Raw genomic sequence first — 17,258 nt, 5'->3', positions numbered from 1 at the left:
GTCCATATATTATTATAATTGATGAAGAACGGAGTTTTATACCCGGGAGAAACCTACCTTAGTAGAGAGCGTAACTGTGGAAAAAGCATCAATAAAGAAGATTGCCGGTATCGTCTGTGCTGTGGGCGGTTTATTGTTGGCATTGCTATTTCTGATACTGGGAATTGCCCACAGTAACGACAAAGCTCAGATACAGGTGCCGGCAGGAGAAGGTAATTTTCTTATCACTGCTCCCGGCCTCTTGAATGAGGAAATGAGCAATCTCCACATTAAAGTTTCCGCGCCAGATACGCAGATTATGTGGGGGATTGGCAATAGTAAAGATGTGCAATCTTATGTAGAAAATTCTCATTTTACGCAAATAAAGGGAATGAAAGACGGCAAGGCCTTACTAGATACGCAAGCGGGGGATACCGAAGTGGCCAAAAGTGATGCGGCGGCCTTAAAAGCTGGTACTTTTGCCTTGTCTGTATCAGATATGTGGTTGGAATCCGGAAAAGCCGAGAATACGGCTGATATAACCTATAAAGTTCCGGAGAAAGCGAATCGTTCGCTCATTATTGCCACCTCGCAGGCCACTACGCCAGAGATCACTATTAGCTGGAAAGTGCAGGAACAGGGATTTTCCACGATACAGCGTATTTTCTTGGGCATACTTATTTCTCTAATTGGTTTGTATTTACTCTTTAGTGACGGCACCGAGCGGCAGCGTTTGGCATATTTCATTCAAAGAGAGCGGGAGCGGCGGCGGAATAAAGCAGCTAATGCCGCGGCAGAAACTACCGTATTGCCAGTATTCAAAGGAGATTTAGCCGATCCAGCTACCGATCGAGAAGTGCAAGTGGCTCATACTAATCATGCGTTAGGAGCTGCTATTTTGCCGAGTATTGCGAATGCGGAGCAGCTGCGGAATAGAGAGTTGGCAGCAGAAGAGCGAATCGTCATTCTTCCAGAGGATCAGGCAGAGGAAGATTCCGCTAGCGATACGCTCCCGGATGATTATCCAGAAACAGCAGTTGCGGTGGATAAAGACGGAGAGCAGGATGTATCTGGCCAAGACGCAGCAAAGCAGGACGACGAGCAAGACGACGCGCCGGACACAGCAGGGCAAGACGACGAACAAGACGCCGATAAAAATTCCGATAAAGACGCCGGGTCTTCCGGAGAAGTGCGTAACTGGAAAGATATGTGGAATTTTGTAGATAAAAAATTTAGTGATTCGAAATCTTCTCATACGCAAAAAGATGCATCGAAAAAATGGGAAAGAGTAGCGCGTAAAGTATTCCCGCTTATCTTCACTTGTGTATTTGTTGCTGCTTGTAGTGCCCCTAATTCGCTCCAGCCAGCACCGAATGCGGCGGGAGAGACTATCCTTCCCAAAGCAAAATTTCAAAGCATAGTAGAGGCTACTGCTGGAGCAGCTGCAGAAGCAGATGCGGCTCTGGACGTTAATAAATTAGGAGGGCGGATAGCTAATCCCCTGCTTGCCTATCGAAGTGCGCAATACGAATTGAAGAAAATTCGGGGTGAGAGTTGGCAGCTACCGCAATTAGTGCTCGAAAAGTCTGCGAATCCCATATTCTCGGGCGCGGCTTTTCCGCGTACAGCAGCGGTAGTAGCAGAACCGGCTGCGGGGCAAAACCTCAATACACTCACTTTTTGGCGGCAAGCCGGCCCGCGTGGGCAGTATCAACTCTGGGGGCAGACCGGCGTATTCCCCTCGGCTAAATTGCCAAATTTACAATCTAAGCTCAACGATGTACCGGGTTTCCCGCAGGTAGAAGCAGATAAATACGCTGTGGATCCAGCGGCAGTTTTACCCGCCTATGTGGAATACAATAAGGCGCGGAAGCTGGGAGATATTAAGTTCACCACGGGAGATCTGCTCTATACTGAAATTGCCGCGCAGCAGGATTCTTTGACTGCCACAGTAGGCAATCTGGGTACGGTAAAGACTACCTTTGCTCCGGGAGAGCACGGAATAGCGGGAGTAGCCACTGAAGACGACGGCTTAGTGATTATGGGGGAAATGCGCTATAACGTAGAAATTACCCGCACCGTCGCCGGAGCTAAATTACAGTTGCGCGGCGATATCGGGGCGATGTTTACAAAAAATAATCAAGGAGTGGTTGCGGTAGACCATCCGGTCACTGCTTCTTACGGGGTGTTAGTGAGTTTCTATATTCCCCCCGCAGATGCAAAGGATAAAACAGTCGCAGTGATTGGTGCTTCTATACCTACCTTATTAAGTGTGACGAAAGCAGAGTAAAAGTGGATATGAATTCTTTTTCAGGATCTTTAGCTGGCGCAATAGATCTTTCCGGATTACAAAATAAAGGTGCGGCGCCGAAAGCCTCAGCAGCCGGGCAAAAAATACCGGGGGAGTGGATTGTAGAGGTCACGCAGAGTAATTTATCTGCCGTACTAAGTACTTCTGCGCAGGTACCAGTGGTATTGGCCTTTCACACTGCGCAAGCATCTAATTCGGAGAAATTATTGACGCTGCTGCGTCGTTTAATATCTGATTATGCGGGGCGACTGCAGTTGGGGATAGTGGATTGCGAAAAAGAGCGAGAAGTGGCTGCCGCCTTTGGGGTAGAAGCTTTACCAGCGGCAGCTGCCCTATTGCAAGGTCAACCAATTCCCCTTTTTACCGGCGCGCCGGAAGAAGCAGATATTGCCCTCACTTTAGAGAAGCTACTCGAAGCTGCCGCTAACTATGGCATCACCGGAATATTAGATGGAGAAAATGCCGCCCCGGTTGCTCCAGAAATTCCACCTTTACATCAAGAAGGGCAAGCTGCCCTTGCGGCAAATGATTTACCGGCGGCGCGGCGAGCTTATCACGCAGCGTTAAAGGAAAATCCACGTGACGCCGTGGCTAAATCTGCTTTGGCGCAAGTTGATTTATTGGAGAGAATACAAGCGCTTAATCCGCTGGGGGAACCGAGCGGGTTGCAACAAATTTTAGAAAAAGCTAATGCGGCGCCGGCGGCAGATATAAATTCTCATCTTGCTGCCGCGGATGTAGAAGTAGCGATTGGGAGGCCAGAAGCGGCTTTTGCACGGCTGCTAGATAGAATAGCGGATAATGCCGCCGAATCTCGCGAAGAACTGCGTAAACGGCTATTAGAGTTGTTTATGGTAGTAGGGAGCGAAGATCCAACTGTGAAACAAGCTCGGCGTGAGCTTACTAATTTACTGTTCTAGTAATTTGCTGCTTCCGCTATACGCTGTTCTGGCTAGCTGGCTGGTTGATTAGCTAGCTAGTTGACCAGCCAGCCGTTCTAACTGCGGTTATTTTTATACCGGCCCGGTCGAGCTACGCACAATTAACTCAGGAGCAAAATGCATAGAGTTATTTATTGTATTGGCGCCTTGAATATTGGTAATTAAGGCACTAATAGCTGCTTCGGAGATAGCTTTCACCGGCTGCCGGAGAGTGGTGAGTGGTGGATCGGAGAAAGCAATAAGTGGCGAATCATCGTAGCCAATTATCGATATATCTTGGGGCACGCGAATGCCCGCGTGATGGCAAAAGCGAATCGCTCCGAGTGCCATTACATCTGAACCACAAATAATTGCCGTGCAGCCGTGTTTTATTAAATCTTGTGCCGCCGATTGCCCGCCTTCTACAGTGAAGAGCGTAACTGCATGCATAGGTGGCACATTAGGTAAAAACTTCTTTAAGGCATCGCGATAGGCATCGGCTTTTACTTTGGCAGGTACGAAGCGGAGCGGGCCAGTAGCGAGTCCAATACGGCTATGTCCTTGGGCTATTAAATAGCGCATAGCTTGGGTGACGGCAGAGTAGTCATCAGCTGAAAAATCGGGGGCATTTAGCTGTGGATTTGCGCCATTAATAGTCACAAAAGGAATACCGAGTGAAGTAATTCGTTCATATCTTTCTAAATCAGCCGTTAAATCGGCGTGGAGACCAGATACGAATATTAGGCCTGATACGCGGTGGCGCAGCATGGCCTCCACATAAGCATCTTCAGTGGTAGCTCCCGCTACTTGGGTACCAAATAGGGGAGTGTAATTCTGCATACTCATCATGGTCTGCAGATGCTGGGCGAAGCTCGGAAAAATCGGATTGGTGAGTTCCGGCAGAATCAGGCCGATTAGCCCGCCGCCGCGCTCTCGTAGCCGCTCCGGGCGTTCGTAGCCCAATAAGTCTAAAGCAGCTAGCACCGCGTGGCGAGTTTCCACCGCCACTGATCCTTTATCATTTAGCACTCTAGATACGGTGGCAGTAGAGACTCCTGCCTGCTTAGCTAGATCTACAAGTCGAATCTTTTTCGTCATTGCTCAGTCTCAGGGATTCTTATTCTTCGCTAGCAGCTTCCTTATGTGGAGCAAAATAAACCACTCCGAACGGGGGAAGCTGCATCTTTACTGAATAGGGGCGGCCATTCCAAGGAATTTCCTCTGCCTCTAGTCTGCCCATATTTCCTACCCCGCTGCCGCCGAATTCGCAGGCATCAGAGTTGAAAATTTCATCCCAGGTGCCGCCGCTCGGTAATCCTACCCGGTAGTCATTATGTGGTATTCCAGCAAAATTACATACCACCGCTACTACTTCTTTACCATCTGCAGATTTACGTAGATAGGAGAGCACATTATTATCTCCGTCCGATACGTCAATCCATTCGAAACCAGAATTAGTGAAATCATCTGACCAGAGAGCCGGATGTGCTTTATACACTTCATTGAGGGCCTTTACGCAACGCATTACGCCGTCATGCCCGGGGTTATCGGTAAGCCACCAATCTAAGGAGCGATTATCGCTCCATTCGTCAATCTGCCCGAATTCTTGCCCCATAAAGAGGAGTTGTTTACCCGGATGTGACCACTGATAGCCGAAGAGTAGGCGAAGTCCAGCTAGTTTTTGCCAGTGATCTCCGGGCATCTTCGTATATAGCGAACCTTTGCCGTGTACTACTTCATCATGTGAAACCGGCAGCAGGAAATGCTCCGAGAAAGCGTAGACCAGTGAGAAAGTGAGCTCTCCATGATGCCAACGCCGGTTGATGGGTTTTTCCTGCATATAGCGAAGAGTGTCGTTCATCCACCCCATATTCCACTTGAGGCCGTAGCCCAGCCCGCCATTTTCCGTCAAACCGGTGACGCCACCCCAAGACGTAGATTCTTCGGCAATCATCATAATTCCGGGATGGGTGCGGTAGGCAGTAGCATTTGCTTCTTGAATGAAGGAAATAGCTTCGAGATTCTCTCGCCCGCCGTAGATATTCGGCTGCCATTGGCCGTCTTCGCGGGAGTAATCTAAGTAGAGCATAGAAGCTACCGCATCTACGCGGATACCGTCAATATGGAATTCCTCCAACCAATACAGGGCATTAGCCACTAAGAAATTCCGTACCTCATTGCGCCCAAAATTAAATACATATGTACCCCAATCTGGGTGTTCGCCGCGGAGGGGGTTGGGATCTTCGTAAAGTGGCGTGCCGTCAAAACGAGCCAGTGCCCAATCGTCTTTGGGGAAGTGCGCGGGCACCCAATCTACGATTACGCCTATTCCCGCTTTATGCAGTTCATCGACAAGATAGCGGAAATCATCTGGGGTGCCGAAGCGCGCCGTAGGGGCGTAGTAGGAACTGACTTGATAGCCCCAAGAAGGCCCAAAAGGATGCTCCGCTACGGGGAGAAACTCTACGTGTGTAAAACCGAGATACTTTACGTGCCCAATCAATTGTGCAGCTAGTTCGCGATAGGAAAGTCCTTTTCGCCAAGATCCGATATGTACTTCATATATAGATAGCGGCCCGGAGTGCGCATCTTGTGCCGCCCGTTTTTCCATCCATTCATCGTCGTCCCAGACAAACTGAGACTCAGTGATTATAGAGGCAGTAGAGGGCGGTTCTTCTGTGCGCCGCGCCATTGGATCGGCTTTTTGATGCCAAGAGCCATCCTGATACTGAATTTCAAATTTATATTTTTGCCCCTCTTTAGCTCCCGGCACGAAAAGTTCCCAAATCCCAGAAGTTCCGAGGGTGCGCATAGCTGAAATTTCGCCATTCCAAGCATTAAAATCGCCCACTACTCGCACGGCGCGCGCATTAGCCGCCCAGACAGAAAAGCTGGCGCCCGTTACTTCGCCCAGTTCCGTCTGATAATCCTGTAAATGGGCACCAAGTACTTTCCACAGTTCTTCGTGGCGCCCTTCGCCGAATAAATACTTATCTACATCGCCTACCGTGGGTAAAAAGCGATAGCCATCGTCAGTTACCAGCTCTTCTTCTCCGTAGGTGGCACGAATTCGATAATCTACAATATCGGAATTTTCTAAGACAGCTACCCAAATTCCGTTGTGCTCGTGGGTGGCCGGATACTCTCCATTTGCAGTAATAACAGTTACGGAATCAGCGAGTTGGCGAATCACGCGAATCGTCAGATTTTCTCCATCAGTGTGCGGCCCCAACACATCGTGCGGGGAATGATAAGCACCCTGGGAGACTGCGTCTAAAACTTCGGGAGAAACGGGAATAGCTTTGGAGTTCATGGTCTTATTCTTTCATGTTTTCATATCGACTGGGAAATAACTAAAGAATATGTATAAAAAACTAGGGATTATCTAGTAGTTTTTGTATTCCGCGAATTGGGATAGGGAGCCAGCGCGGGCGATAGGTAGCTTCATATACTACCTCATAAAGTGCTTTTTCGAGAAGGAGCGCGCGCAATAAAATTTGCTCTCCTTCAGTCAGCGCCCCGTAGCCTTGGATAAACAGCTGGGTTGCTTCTTGCTCCCACGGGCCAGTGGCGGTGCTAGGGCGGCCGGCTAATTCTGCCGCTCCTGCTGCATAGGAGAAAGAACGCAGCATGCCCGCTACATCGCGCAGAGCTAATCCAGGAGCGGTGCGTTCGGCTAAAGAGCGGAGTGGCTCTCCTTCAAAATCTAAAGCCACCCAGCCTCGTCCGGGGGCATTCAACACTTGCCCTAAATGAAAATCTCCGTGCATTCTTTGCCGTAACGGCCAGGGTACCTGAATGGCGGCGGTGAAAATCTCGATGATTTTTTCGCGGTATTTTTCCAGCTCGGGAGCTTTTTCTACCGCCTTCTGCGCCTGGTCGATCCAAGTGGAATAGATATTTTCTTTTACAATTCCATCTACTTCGGCAGTCGGAAAAAGCTGCGCCAGTACGAGGTGAATATCGCGGGTAAGGCGGCCTAAAGCTACAATTTCGGCTGGATCAGCTACTTTTCCGGAAGGAAGTGCCAATTCTGCTTGGAATACTTGCCAGGCATCTTTTGCTCCGGCAATGAATTCTTGTGCCGTCATAATGGCCGCGGTGCCCGCTGGTAGTTGTATCTCTGCCGCTCCGTACTGTTTCGGCACTAATCCGGGAGCCGCTTTATCTAGTGCTTGCTGCAGTTCAATATCGGGATTAGCTCCACAGTGGGCAATTCGAAAAAGTTTTAGAATAATTCCCGCTTCGTGCGGTGCATTAGCGGTAGTTTGTTCAGCTCCGGGCGCAGCTGGAAAATAATAAATAATCGAGGTATTAGATTGCTCTGAGCGCAATGGCTGTATTTTTTCAATCCCCGGCAGTTCGGCGGTGCCACCGCGCAGGGCTTGGGCAGAGATATTTCCAACTTCGCCCGGGTGCGCCGTAGCTGGGCCAGTTTCTCCAAAGCAAGTTTGTAATAATGCAATTTGCCCTTGTGGATCTTCAGTAGCATCGATTACGGCATATTTTTCCCCGCTTTGCACCCATTCTCCCAATAAAGCTGGGGGATTATCGGCGGGGAGTGGGATAGAAGCTGAAACTTTACGGAAAGTTAGCGGCACTAAATAGGTGGTATTGCCACTTTGGACGCTGCACAGAGCAGTGAAAGCATCTTCCTGTTTAGCTATTCCAAAAATTCCGGTAACAGCAGCTGCGGGATTTTTTCTTTCTCCCGTAAACCAGCGCCGCGCCCCTATCCAGGAATTGAGCAGTATTTCTAAATCTGTTGTGCCCTCGGGGCGGATAAAGTCGGCTATATCTTCTTCAGCAGTGCTCATCGGCAATCACCTGCACATTTAGAATATGAGCTACCCGGCCATGGGGGTCGAGGCGCACATAGGGGTGGCTATTCCAGTAGTACGTCTCTCCAGAAATCTCATCATATACTTTCAATACCGCGCCGTCGTCACTGCGTCCGTGTGCTCCGAAAGCAGAAAGATCTAGATAGAGAGTGGCTTCGCGGGAAGCATAGGGATCTAAATTTAGCACTACGAGCACGGCATCCAACTTGCCGTCGTTTTCTTCCGGGTGGGCAACTTTAGAGAAGCAGAGAATCTTATCGTTGCTGGTGCCGTGAATCTGTACATTTCGTAAACGCCGCAGGGTAATATGCCGGGCGCGGATACCGTTTAGCATCTGCAGGAGATTAGCTATGCCATTTGTCTCTGCCGCTGCGAAATCGCGCTCTTTAAACTGGTACTTCTCGTTATCGATTTGTTCTTCAAATCCGGGGCGAGCCACATTCTCTACTAGTTCATATCCAGAATATATACCCCAAGTAGGGGAGCCAGTTGCGGCGAGTACAGCGCGAATAGCGAAAGCGGGCAGGCCTCCCTGCTGCATATAAGGAGTGAGAATATCGTGAGTAGTCGGCCAAAAAGTGGGTCTAATTCGGTAGTCGCTCTCGTGCGATACTTCTAATAAGTATTTTTCAATCTCCGTTTTTTCATTGCGCCAAGCGAAATAAGTGTAGGACTGGTGGAATCCCAGCATGCCCAGAGTCTGCATCATCGGTGGCTGGGTAAAGGCTTCGGAAAGAAAAATTACTTCCGGATGTACCCGATGGAAGTAGTCCAAAATTCGCTGCCAGAAGCACAGCGGCTTTGTATGTGGATTATCTACTCGAAATATGCTCACCCCATGTGCCACCCAGAGCTCGAGGATGCGTTTAATTTCCTGATAGATTCCTTCTGGATCGTTATCAAAATTGAGCGGGTAAATATCCTGATATTTTTTCGGTGGATTTTCCGCAAAAGCAATTGTGCCGTCCGCGCGGGTAGTAAACCATTCCGGATGTTCCTTTAACCACGGATGATCAGGTGAACACTGCAAAGCAATATCTAGTGCGACTTCCATACCCAGTTCCTTCGCCCGGGCCACAAAAGCATCGAAATCAGCAAAATCCCCCAAATCAGGGTTAATTGCATCATGCCCGCCATCGGAGCTGCCAATTGCATAAGGAGAACCGGGGTCGTCCGGGCTAGCAATCAAGGAATTATTTTTCCCTTTCCGATTGGTGGTGCCAATTGGATGTACCGGCGTCAGGTAGACGACGTCAAATCCCATATCAGCAATCCGGTCTAAGTCAGCGCGCGCGGTTTGCAGGGTGCCGGAAATCCATTTTTGCTGCTTTTTATCGAAGTGGGCTCCCACGGTGCGCGGGAAAATCTCATACCAGGAGCCTACAAGAGCACGTTCTCTATCTACTTGTAGCGGAAACTGCGCAGAAGTAGAAATAAAATCGCGCAGTGGATAGCGAGAGAGTGCTTCTTGTACAGCTGCGGAGGTGGCGGCCGCATAGCGCTGGAGGGCGGGAGTGCGCTTTTTATTGACTATTTCGAGAGCTTGCCGCAAAGTCTGCCGCTCGGCAGATCCCCGCGGCATATTCTTCATGGCTCTATTTAAGACGGCGGCGGCCTCGAGCAATACTAAAGGCACATCTATATCTGCATTAATTTTAATTTCCGCATCGTGATGCCAAGTGGCATAAGGGTCTGACCAGGCGCGTACAAAAAATTTCCACTCGCCCGGATAAGTTGGCCGGAGCCATCCCTCATACCGGCGCAGCCCGGGAGCGATATCGACCATAGGCGCAGCGGCCACTTCTTCGCCGGCGGGATTCACGAGCACACATTCACAGCCAAATTGATCGTGGCCTTCTCGGAAGACGGTGGCGCGAATAGGAATAGATTCATTTTCTACCGCTTTTGCTGGAAGCGCTCCGTTTTCTAAAGCGGGGTATACATTCGTTATTGGAATTCGGCCAATACGGTAATAGGGGGCAGGCTGCTGTGCCGGCGGAAAATTTGGCGCAGATTTACTGGTGTTTTCTCGGTTATTCTTTCTACTTTTGACTGCTTGCGGAGAAGTAGTTTTTGCCGCTGTCTTTTTCACCATGATACTCACCTTCACTACCCAAAATATCTTGTGAACTGCGTTACTAATTCTAGTATTCCAGAAGCCTAACGCTTTAGGAAATGGAAATTTCGAAATGCGTTAGGCTTCTGGAATAGAAATTATGGATTTAGATAGCGGAAGGGGAAATCTTCCAAACTTCTTCCGCATAATCACTGATGGTGCGATCGGAAGAGAAACGCCCGGATTCGACGATATTCTTCCAGCACATTTGGGCCCAATGCCGCCGATTGCGATAGAAATCTGCGGCCATCTGGTCGCGCGTCTCCCGATAATCAGCAAAATCACCGAGCACGTAGTACACATCAGCTTCTTCCCAACCGTTGGATTCGAGGAGGGAAATCTGCAAATCGTGGAAAATGCCAGTACCTTCATCGCTGAGAGTGCCATCGGTAAAGGCATCTAGCACGCGGCGCAGCCCCGGAGTTTCTTCGGCCACGGCTTGGGGATTGTAGCCCCGGCGTAGCTCGGGCAAATCTTCTTCTAGAGCTCCGAAAATATAGGCATTTTCTTTTCCTACCGCTTCGGCAATCTCCACATTGGCTCCGTCCATTGTGCCTAAAGTGAGGGCGCCGTTCATCATGAACTTCATATTGGAAGTACCGGAAGCTTCTTTTCCAGCTGTGGAAATCTGCTCCGATACATCTGCAGCAGGAATGATGTGCTCAGCTGGTGATACGTTGTAGTTTTCCACAAATACCACTTTTATGGTCTGAGATACCACTGGATCATTATTGACCAGTTTGGCAATTTCATTCAACAATTTGATAATCGTCTTTGCCCGCACATAGCCGGGAGCGGCTTTGGCGCCGAAAATAAATACGCGCGGCGGGAACTTTTGCTCCGGATTATCTTTGATACGGAAATACAAATCCAGAATGTACAATCCGTTCATTAATTGCCGCTTATATTCGTGCAATCTCTTGATCTGTACATCGTAGATAGCTTCTGGATTAATTTCGATACCTTGCCGCTCTTTAATCCACTTCGCAAAATCGCGCTTATTGGCTGCTTTTATTTCATTCAGCCGCCTGAGCACGGAATCGTCTTCTAGGTAGCTTTCTAAGCTCTGGAGCTTATCGAGATCGCGTACCCAAGAATCGTCGCCAATCAGCTCCGTAAGTAGCTGCGAAAGTCGCGGGTTACACAAATCGAGCCAGCGGCGGGGGGTCACTCCGTTTGTCTTATTATTGAACTTCTCGGGCCAGATATCGTGCCAATCGTGGAGCGTATCCCGCTTGAGAATTTCGGTGTGCAGTGCTGCCACGCCATTGATTGAATACGAGGCATAGCAGGCTATCCACGCCATATGTACCATATTTCCGCTCACGGGAGCCATATAGTCAATCTTTCCTGGATGGTAGCCGGCAGCTGCCAATTCGGAGCGGAAACGATTATCGATTTCGTAAATAATCTCCATAATGCGCGGGAAGAGCCGCTCGAAAATAGATATTTCCCAAGTTTCTAACGCTTCAGCTAATACGGTGTGATTGGTGTAGGCGAAGCTGTGGCTGACGATATCCCAAGCCTCTTCCCAGTTCATATTGTGCTCATCGAGCAAAATACGCATTAATTCTGGAATTGCCAGCACCGGGTGGGTGTCGTTGAGCTGCATGCAGTTGTACTTGGCGAATTCTTTGAGACTGCCGCGCTCTTTCAACTCATTTTCCACAATAGTTTGGAGGGAGGCAGAGCAGAAGAAATACTGCTGGCGCACCCGGAGTACTTTTCCTTCGAAAGTAGAATCATTCGGGTAGAGTACGCGGCAAATATCATGTACGCGCTCCCGCTCTACAATTGCTTCGGTAAATTTTTGCGAATTGAAGGCGTTGTAATCGAAATCTTCCAAGGGTTCCGATTTCCACAGCCGCAAGGTATTTACATTCTTCGTGCCGTACCCGGTAATAGGCATATCGTAGGGGATAGCGCGCACCACTAAATCGTTGTAGTGCACCAGCTTCTGCTCTTCTTCCCGGCGAATGACGAAGGGGTAACCTTCTTCCATCCAAGCGTCCGGTTTTTCTTCCTGGTAGCCATTTTTAAAATACTGTTTGAACAAACCGTAGCGGTAAAGGATTCCATATCCGCGTACAGGTAAATTTAGGGTGGCGCAAGAATCAAGGAAGCAAGCTGCTAATCTGCCCAGGCCGCCATTTCCAAGTGCTGCATCGTATTCGGCGTCTAAAACATTGCTTAAATCCTGCCCATAATTTTCGAGTGCGGCGCGGGTATCGGCAATAAGCCCCAAATTGTTGAGGTTATTGAGCATCGCTCGCCCCATTAAGAACTCTGCCGAGAAATAATGCTGCATCCGCCCGGAATTGTAGGTCTTCTCAGTTTTTTCCCAAGAATCCGCCAATTTTGCCACAATCGCATTCGCGGTAGCGGTCCAGTATTCCATATCTGTGCCCGCAGCGGGGGTGCGCCCGGAAACAGTGCGGATTTGCTGGCCAATGGCGGAGGTAGTATCAATGTTAGTCATGACTCTCCTTGCACTCAGAAGGCAATCAATACCTTTTGGCATAAACTTGCCTAAGCTGTCATTGCAAGCATATACGAGAAAGAGCTTTCTACAAAGCTATATTTTTGTAAAAAATTACGTAACGAAAATTTAAGCCCCTGCTAGTAGTCTTAAATTAATGAAAAATTTTACATAAAAATTTTAAAATTAGAAATATACCATATTTAAGGCGCGGTGTACTTGCTCCAAAGTAACTTGGGCCTGCTCCCGAGCTTTTTCCACTCCGTGCTGCAAAATTTCTTCTAGATATTGCGGATTTTGTGCGTATTCAGCCCGCCGGGCGCGAATCGGCGCAAAATGCTCATTAATCGCTTCCGTGGCCATTTTCTTTAGTGTTCCGCCGCCGCCATCGCCAATTTCTGCCGCTAGTTCTTGGGGATCTCTGCCACTGGCTAAAGCCGTAAGGAGAAGTAAATTTGCCACTTCCGGGCGATTTACCGGATCGTAGGTGATATGGCGATCGGAATCCGTCACCGCTTTGCGAATACGCTGAGCAGTTTCATCGGCGCTCATGCCAATCTCAATGGTATTGCCGCGCGATTTACTCATCTTTTTCCCATCGAGCCCTAGCACCGTTTCCGCTTCGGAAAGTAAAGCTTGGGGGCGAGCAAAAATTCGCGCCTCTTCCGAACCGTCGGTATAGCGTTTATGGAAACGATCAACGATTAGGCGCGCCTGCTCCAGGTGGGGAAGCTGATCTTTTCCTACCGGCACCACATTTGCTTTACAGAAGAGAATATCGGCAGCTTGATGTACCGGATAAGTGAGTAATAAACCACTTAACGCCCGCCCTTCGGTAGCTTCGTGCTCTGCTTTCACTGTCGGGTTGCGGCGTAATTCTCCGTCGCTCACTAAAGAGAGGAACGGAAGGAGTAATTCATTTAATTCCGGTATCTGCGAATGAGCAAAGAAAGTGGTTTGCTCCGAATCCATACCGATTGCTAAGTAGTCAGTGAGCAGTGAATAGACGCGCTCGCGAATTGGTCCGACGCCGTCGCGATCAGTGATCACTTGGTAATCGGCAATCAATACCCAAGTGTCTACTCCTTGTTGCTGGAGATTACAGCGGTTGAGTAAGGATCCAAAATAGTGGCCAATATGCAGATTCCCAGTAGGTCTATCGCCCGTGAGTACTCGGAAAGAGGAAGGGTCTTTGGCTATAGCTGCCTTTATTTTTTCACTTACGCGATGTGCCTGCGCTAAAGAGGCAGCGGAAGTAGCCTCTTCGAGAGCAGTAGCTGAATCTTGCGCACTCATAATTCGATTCTCTTTCCTAAAATAAATAACTTTCCACCCCGAGTTTGCTTATATGATATTTACCTACGGTGATGTGCTCTTAGATAGTCCGCCCTCATATTATCCTTACTCGGGGGGAGAAGTGAAATATAGGCGGAGAGAAAGCGCCTCTTGCGTGCTAGAGCTGCCCGGAGCATAAGCAATGTGCTCTTGCTGGGGATTTTCCCATTCGGAGCTCCAAACCAAGGTAAAATCTTTGCCTTGCCCTTGCGGGAGGGTCATCTCTTGTGCAGTGAGATTGCCATTTATTACGAGTAAGGCGTCTCCATCGGCTTCGCCGCCGGCGCGCAGCATCTGGAGGGTGCGGATAGAATTATCGAACCAACTATATTCTCCCATTGGCTGTCCATCTTTATTAAACCACTCTAAATCGCGTACTCCGCCTTCGGAAATAGCTTCGCCGCTGTAGAAAATCTGGGGGCGCAACACCGGGTGCTGGCGGCGCAGTTCCGTTAAATAAGCCACGGTGGCAGTGATATTTTCCCAATCGGGGCCGATATCCCAATTTAGCCACGAAATAGAGGAATTTTGGCAGTAAGCATTATTGTTCCCCAGCTGCGTTTTCCCTATTTCATCTCCGGCGGTAATCATCGGAGTGCCCGCCGAGAGCAGCAGCGAGCCGAAAAGATTGCGAATAGTCTTTTGGCGATTTTTTTGGATTTCCCGGTTGGTGGTATCACCCTCTATGACGTGATTCCACGCGAGATTATTGCCAGTGCCGTCTTTATTATCTTCTTTGTTCAGCTCATTGTGTTTGTCGTTATAAGACACCAAATCGCGCATCGTAAATCCGTCATGCGCCGTAATGAAATTAATTGAAGCATAAGTCCCGCGCCCGCCCGGCACCCGCCCGTGGCCGAAAAGATCTGCAGAGCCAGAAAGGCGCGTAGCTAAATCGCGTAAATCCGTACCAGGAGTGCCAGCGGTAATTGCCCGGGGTTGGGCTACCCAGAAAGAGCGCAGCGAATCGCGGAAGCGATCATTCCAATCTGCGGTGGGAATCGGGAATCCGCCAGTTTGCCAGCCATCGTAGCCAAGATCCCATGGTTCATTAATTAGTTTTACGCTAGAGAGTACCGGGTCGCTGGCCATAGCCACATACAAGGGATGATTGTGGTTAAAGGAATCGCCTTCGCGCCCTAAAGTGACGGCTAAATCAAAACGAAAACCGTCTACTCCCACTACTTCTACCCAATAGCGCAGCGAATCCAGCGTCATTTTTATTACGGTATTGCGCCGAAAATCTAAAGAATTTCCACAACCCGTGGTGTCTTTTAGCACTCCCGGATGGTGAGAATCGTGGCGATAGTAGCCAGTATTATCTAAACCGCGCCACGAGAGAGAAGGTCCGTCTTTTCCGCCCTCGCAAGTGTGGTTATAGACGACGTCGATAATTACCTCAATCCCGGCGGCGTGGAGCAGTTCTACCATACCTTTTACTTCTGCGAGAATTGCCAAGGGCCCAGCGGCTTGAGCAGCGGCAGAAGCATAGGAAGGTTCGGGGGCGAAAAAAGAAAGCGTATTGTAGCCCCAGTAATTTTCTAAACCGCGCTGCGCTAAAAAAGGCTCGCTAAATTTAGCGTGAATCGGGAGTAATTCGAGCGCGGTGACGCCGATTTTTTTTAGGTGGGCAATGGTGGTGGGGTGGGCGGCTCCCGCATAAGTGCCGCGCAGCTCCGGGGGTACGCCAGGTAGATTTTTCGTCAATCCCACTACGTGTGCTTCGTAAATAACGGTGTCGTTCCAAGGAATACGCGGGTGGGAATCAATTTTTTCGTCGGGGGGAGTGACCATACCTAAAGCAGCAAAAGGCGCCGAATCGCGCTTATCTGCCTGCATATCCGGATTAGGGATAAAGTGCTTATCTACAGTTTTCCCATATAGCGCCGGGTGGAGAGTGGGGGTTTGCGCTAAAACGCGCGCATAGGGATCGAGAAGTACTTTTGCTGGATTGTAGAGCATTCCGGAATCTGGATCCCAGTGCCCGAAGACGCGAAAACCGTAGCGGTCTCCTACCGATATTCCTGGTATATGCCCTGCCCACAGGCCGTGTAGTTGGCGATGTAGAGAAAAAGATTCTGTGCACTGGCCGCTCGGGGAGAAAAAGCAAATCTCTACTTTTTCTGCTAGCCCCGCGTATACGGCTACATCGATGCCATCTCCTACTAGATGAGCTCCTTCGCGCAGTGGATATGCACACGGCGGGGAGGCCCAACTGGAAGGCTGTGAGATAAAATCAGCTACTTCCAAATCTTTTTCCACAAGGTCCACTGTATTATTGTGGCAGTTTATTCTCTAGATTTCATAATTTAAGGAAAACACCACTGCTTTAACGGCGAATTTTCGCGCTAGAATGCTTTTAAGAGAAGCGGCAGAATAAGAAAACGGAGAATCTTCCGAAGTAGAGGCACTAAATCAGCGCGAAATCTTGGAGAACTGAGGGAAAGTTTAGGAAATATGGACTTTGTATTAGGAAGAGCCAAAGCTTTTCGAGATGCTATCTGGCGTGCTGATCCGGCGTATTTACAAAATATGCGCTCCGCAAGCTCCGCTCGATATTTAGTCACCGACGAAAATAAAATTGCTCTGCTCCCTGCGTCTTCTACGCAAGGCGCGGAAGCAGAAGTAAGTAGCGGAGCAGAAGTAAATGCCAAAGGCGCTGCACCGCGCCACTTACTTTTGCTCTCCCATTCGCAAGTTCCTCCGGAAATTGCCGCCCAAGCTAACTATCTCGGTATTTATTCGCAAACTCCCTATTTCGGTATTGAGCTGGGGAGATTGGCGGCAGGAGAAAATAATCCTGCAGTAACTTTGCCATTATCGCCCGCAACGCCCGCTACATCTGCCGCGCCGCCTCTTGCCTCAGATGATCTGCCACTAGTTCTCCCTCCGCAGAGCGAATTTTTACCTCTCTACGTGGTGGGCCCGGACTTGAGTGATTTGGAAGTGGGCTTAGCTACCGCGCAAATTGCACTCGGTAATTGGCAATTAAGCCAAAAGTATTGCAGTGTCTGCGCCGCTCCTACTTCTTTTCAAAACGGCGGCTGGGAGGCACATTGCGCGCGCGGGCATATTATTTTTCCGCGTACCGATCCATCGGTAATCGTAGGGGTATTAGATGCACAAGATCGCCTACTGCTAGGGCGAAAAGCAGCGTGGGATAAGCGGCGTTTTTCTGCTCTCGCAGGTTTTATTGAGGCGGGAGAAACCGCCGAAATGGCCGTAGTGCGCGAAGTGCAAGAAGAAGCAGGCATTGCGGTTGGAGATGTGCAATATC

Annotated in this window: 10 protein-coding genes; 3 read left to right on the top strand and 7 right to left on the bottom strand. The window is 49.4% G+C overall.

Going from position 1 to position 17,258, the window contains the following annotated elements; translation table 11 throughout:
• Positions 1–76: 76 nt before the first annotated feature.
• Positions 77–2,269 carry a hypothetical protein gene (locus Q0X35_RS01260; protein ID WP_297564604.1) on the top strand — a complete coding sequence of 731 codons (2,193 nt, stop codon included), beginning with the start codon at positions 77–79 and terminating at the stop codon, positions 2,267–2,269.
• Between the two features lie 8 nt (positions 2,270–2,277).
• Positions 2,278–3,210 carry a tetratricopeptide repeat protein gene (locus Q0X35_RS01255; RefSeq protein WP_297564621.1) on the top strand — a complete coding sequence of 311 codons (933 nt, stop codon included), beginning with the start codon at positions 2,278–2,280 and terminating at the stop codon, positions 3,208–3,210.
• Between the two features lie 93 nt (positions 3,211–3,303).
• On the opposite strand, the gene Q0X35_RS01250 is transcribed toward Q0X35_RS01255, so the two are convergent.
• The 7 genes from Q0X35_RS01250 to glgX form a co-directional block, all read right to left on the bottom strand.
• Complete coding sequence (locus tag Q0X35_RS01250) at positions 3,304–4,308, bottom strand: LacI family DNA-binding transcriptional regulator (RefSeq protein WP_297564603.1); 1,005 nt, start codon at positions 4,306–4,308, stop codon at positions 3,304–3,306.
• A 19-nt stretch (positions 4,309–4,327) separates the two neighbouring features.
• Complete coding sequence (gene glgB, locus Q0X35_RS01245; protein WP_297564602.1) at positions 4,328–6,523, bottom strand: 1,4-alpha-glucan branching protein GlgB; 2,196 nt, start codon at positions 6,521–6,523, stop codon at positions 4,328–4,330.
• Between the two features lie 61 nt (positions 6,524–6,584).
• Positions 6,585–8,027 (bottom strand): maltokinase N-terminal cap-like domain-containing protein, encoded by a 1,443-nt coding sequence (locus Q0X35_RS01240; RefSeq protein WP_297564600.1) that lies wholly within the window; start codon positions 8,025–8,027, stop codon positions 6,585–6,587.
• Positions 8,014–10,146, bottom strand: coding sequence for a maltotransferase domain-containing protein (locus tag Q0X35_RS01235; RefSeq protein ID WP_297564598.1), 2,133 nt, complete (start codon positions 10,144–10,146; stop codon positions 8,014–8,016). The genes Q0X35_RS01240 and Q0X35_RS01235 overlap by 14 nt, the downstream gene beginning before the upstream one ends.
• 127 nt (positions 10,147–10,273) lie before the next feature.
• Positions 10,274–12,646 (bottom strand): glycogen/starch/alpha-glucan phosphorylase, encoded by a 2,373-nt coding sequence (locus tag Q0X35_RS01230; RefSeq protein ID WP_297564597.1) that lies wholly within the window; start codon positions 12,644–12,646, stop codon positions 10,274–10,276.
• Positions 12,647–12,832: 186 nt separating this feature from the next.
• Entirely contained in the window at positions 12,833–13,942 is a 1,110-nt protein-coding gene (trpS, locus tag Q0X35_RS01225) for a tryptophan--tRNA ligase (RefSeq protein WP_297564596.1), read from the bottom strand.
• Positions 13,943–14,047: 105 nt separating this feature from the next.
• A complete protein-coding gene (glgX, locus tag Q0X35_RS01220) occupies positions 14,048–16,243 on the bottom strand; it encodes a glycogen debranching protein GlgX (RefSeq protein WP_297564595.1) in 2,196 nt (731 codons plus the stop codon).
• A gap of 195 nt (positions 16,244–16,438) precedes the next feature.
• Here glgX and Q0X35_RS01215 point away from each other — a divergent pair.
• A partial coding sequence (locus tag Q0X35_RS01215) for an NAD(+) diphosphatase (protein ID WP_297564593.1) occupies positions 16,439–17,258 on the top strand: 820 nt, incomplete at its 3' end.

Origin of the sequence: uncultured Arcanobacterium sp. (assembly GCF_947253055.1) — a bacterium.
In the GTDB taxonomy this organism is placed as follows: Bacteria; Actinomycetota; Actinomycetes; order Actinomycetales; family Actinomycetaceae; genus Arcanobacterium_A.
This window is presented reverse-complemented; position numbering and strand designations above follow the sequence as displayed.

What these genes read in the sequence shown, in the direction of transcription:
- Q0X35_RS01255 (WP_297564621.1), top strand. Translation starts at nt 2,278, where the DNA reads ATGAATTCTTTTTCAGGATCTTTAGCTGGCGCAATAGATCTTTCCGGA.
- Q0X35_RS01230 (WP_297564597.1), bottom strand. Translation starts at nt 12,646, where the DNA reads ATGACTAACATTGATACTACCTCCGCCATTGGCCAGCAAATCCGCACT.
- glgB (WP_297564602.1), bottom strand. Translation starts at nt 6,523, where the DNA reads ATGAACTCCAAAGCTATTCCCGTTTCTCCCGAAGTTTTAGACGCAGTC.
- Q0X35_RS01250 (WP_297564603.1), bottom strand. Translation starts at nt 4,308, where the DNA reads ATGACGAAAAAGATTCGACTTGTAGATCTAGCTAAGCAGGCAGGAGTC.
- Q0X35_RS01240 (WP_297564600.1), bottom strand. Translation starts at nt 8,027, where the DNA reads ATGAGCACTGCTGAAGAAGATATAGCCGACTTTATCCGCCCCGAGGGC.
- Q0X35_RS01235 (WP_297564598.1), bottom strand. Translation starts at nt 10,146, where the DNA reads ATGGTGAAAAAGACAGCGGCAAAAACTACTTCTCCGCAAGCAGTCAAA.
- trpS (WP_297564596.1), bottom strand. Translation starts at nt 13,942, where the DNA reads ATGAGTGCGCAAGATTCAGCTACTGCTCTCGAAGAGGCTACTTCCGCT.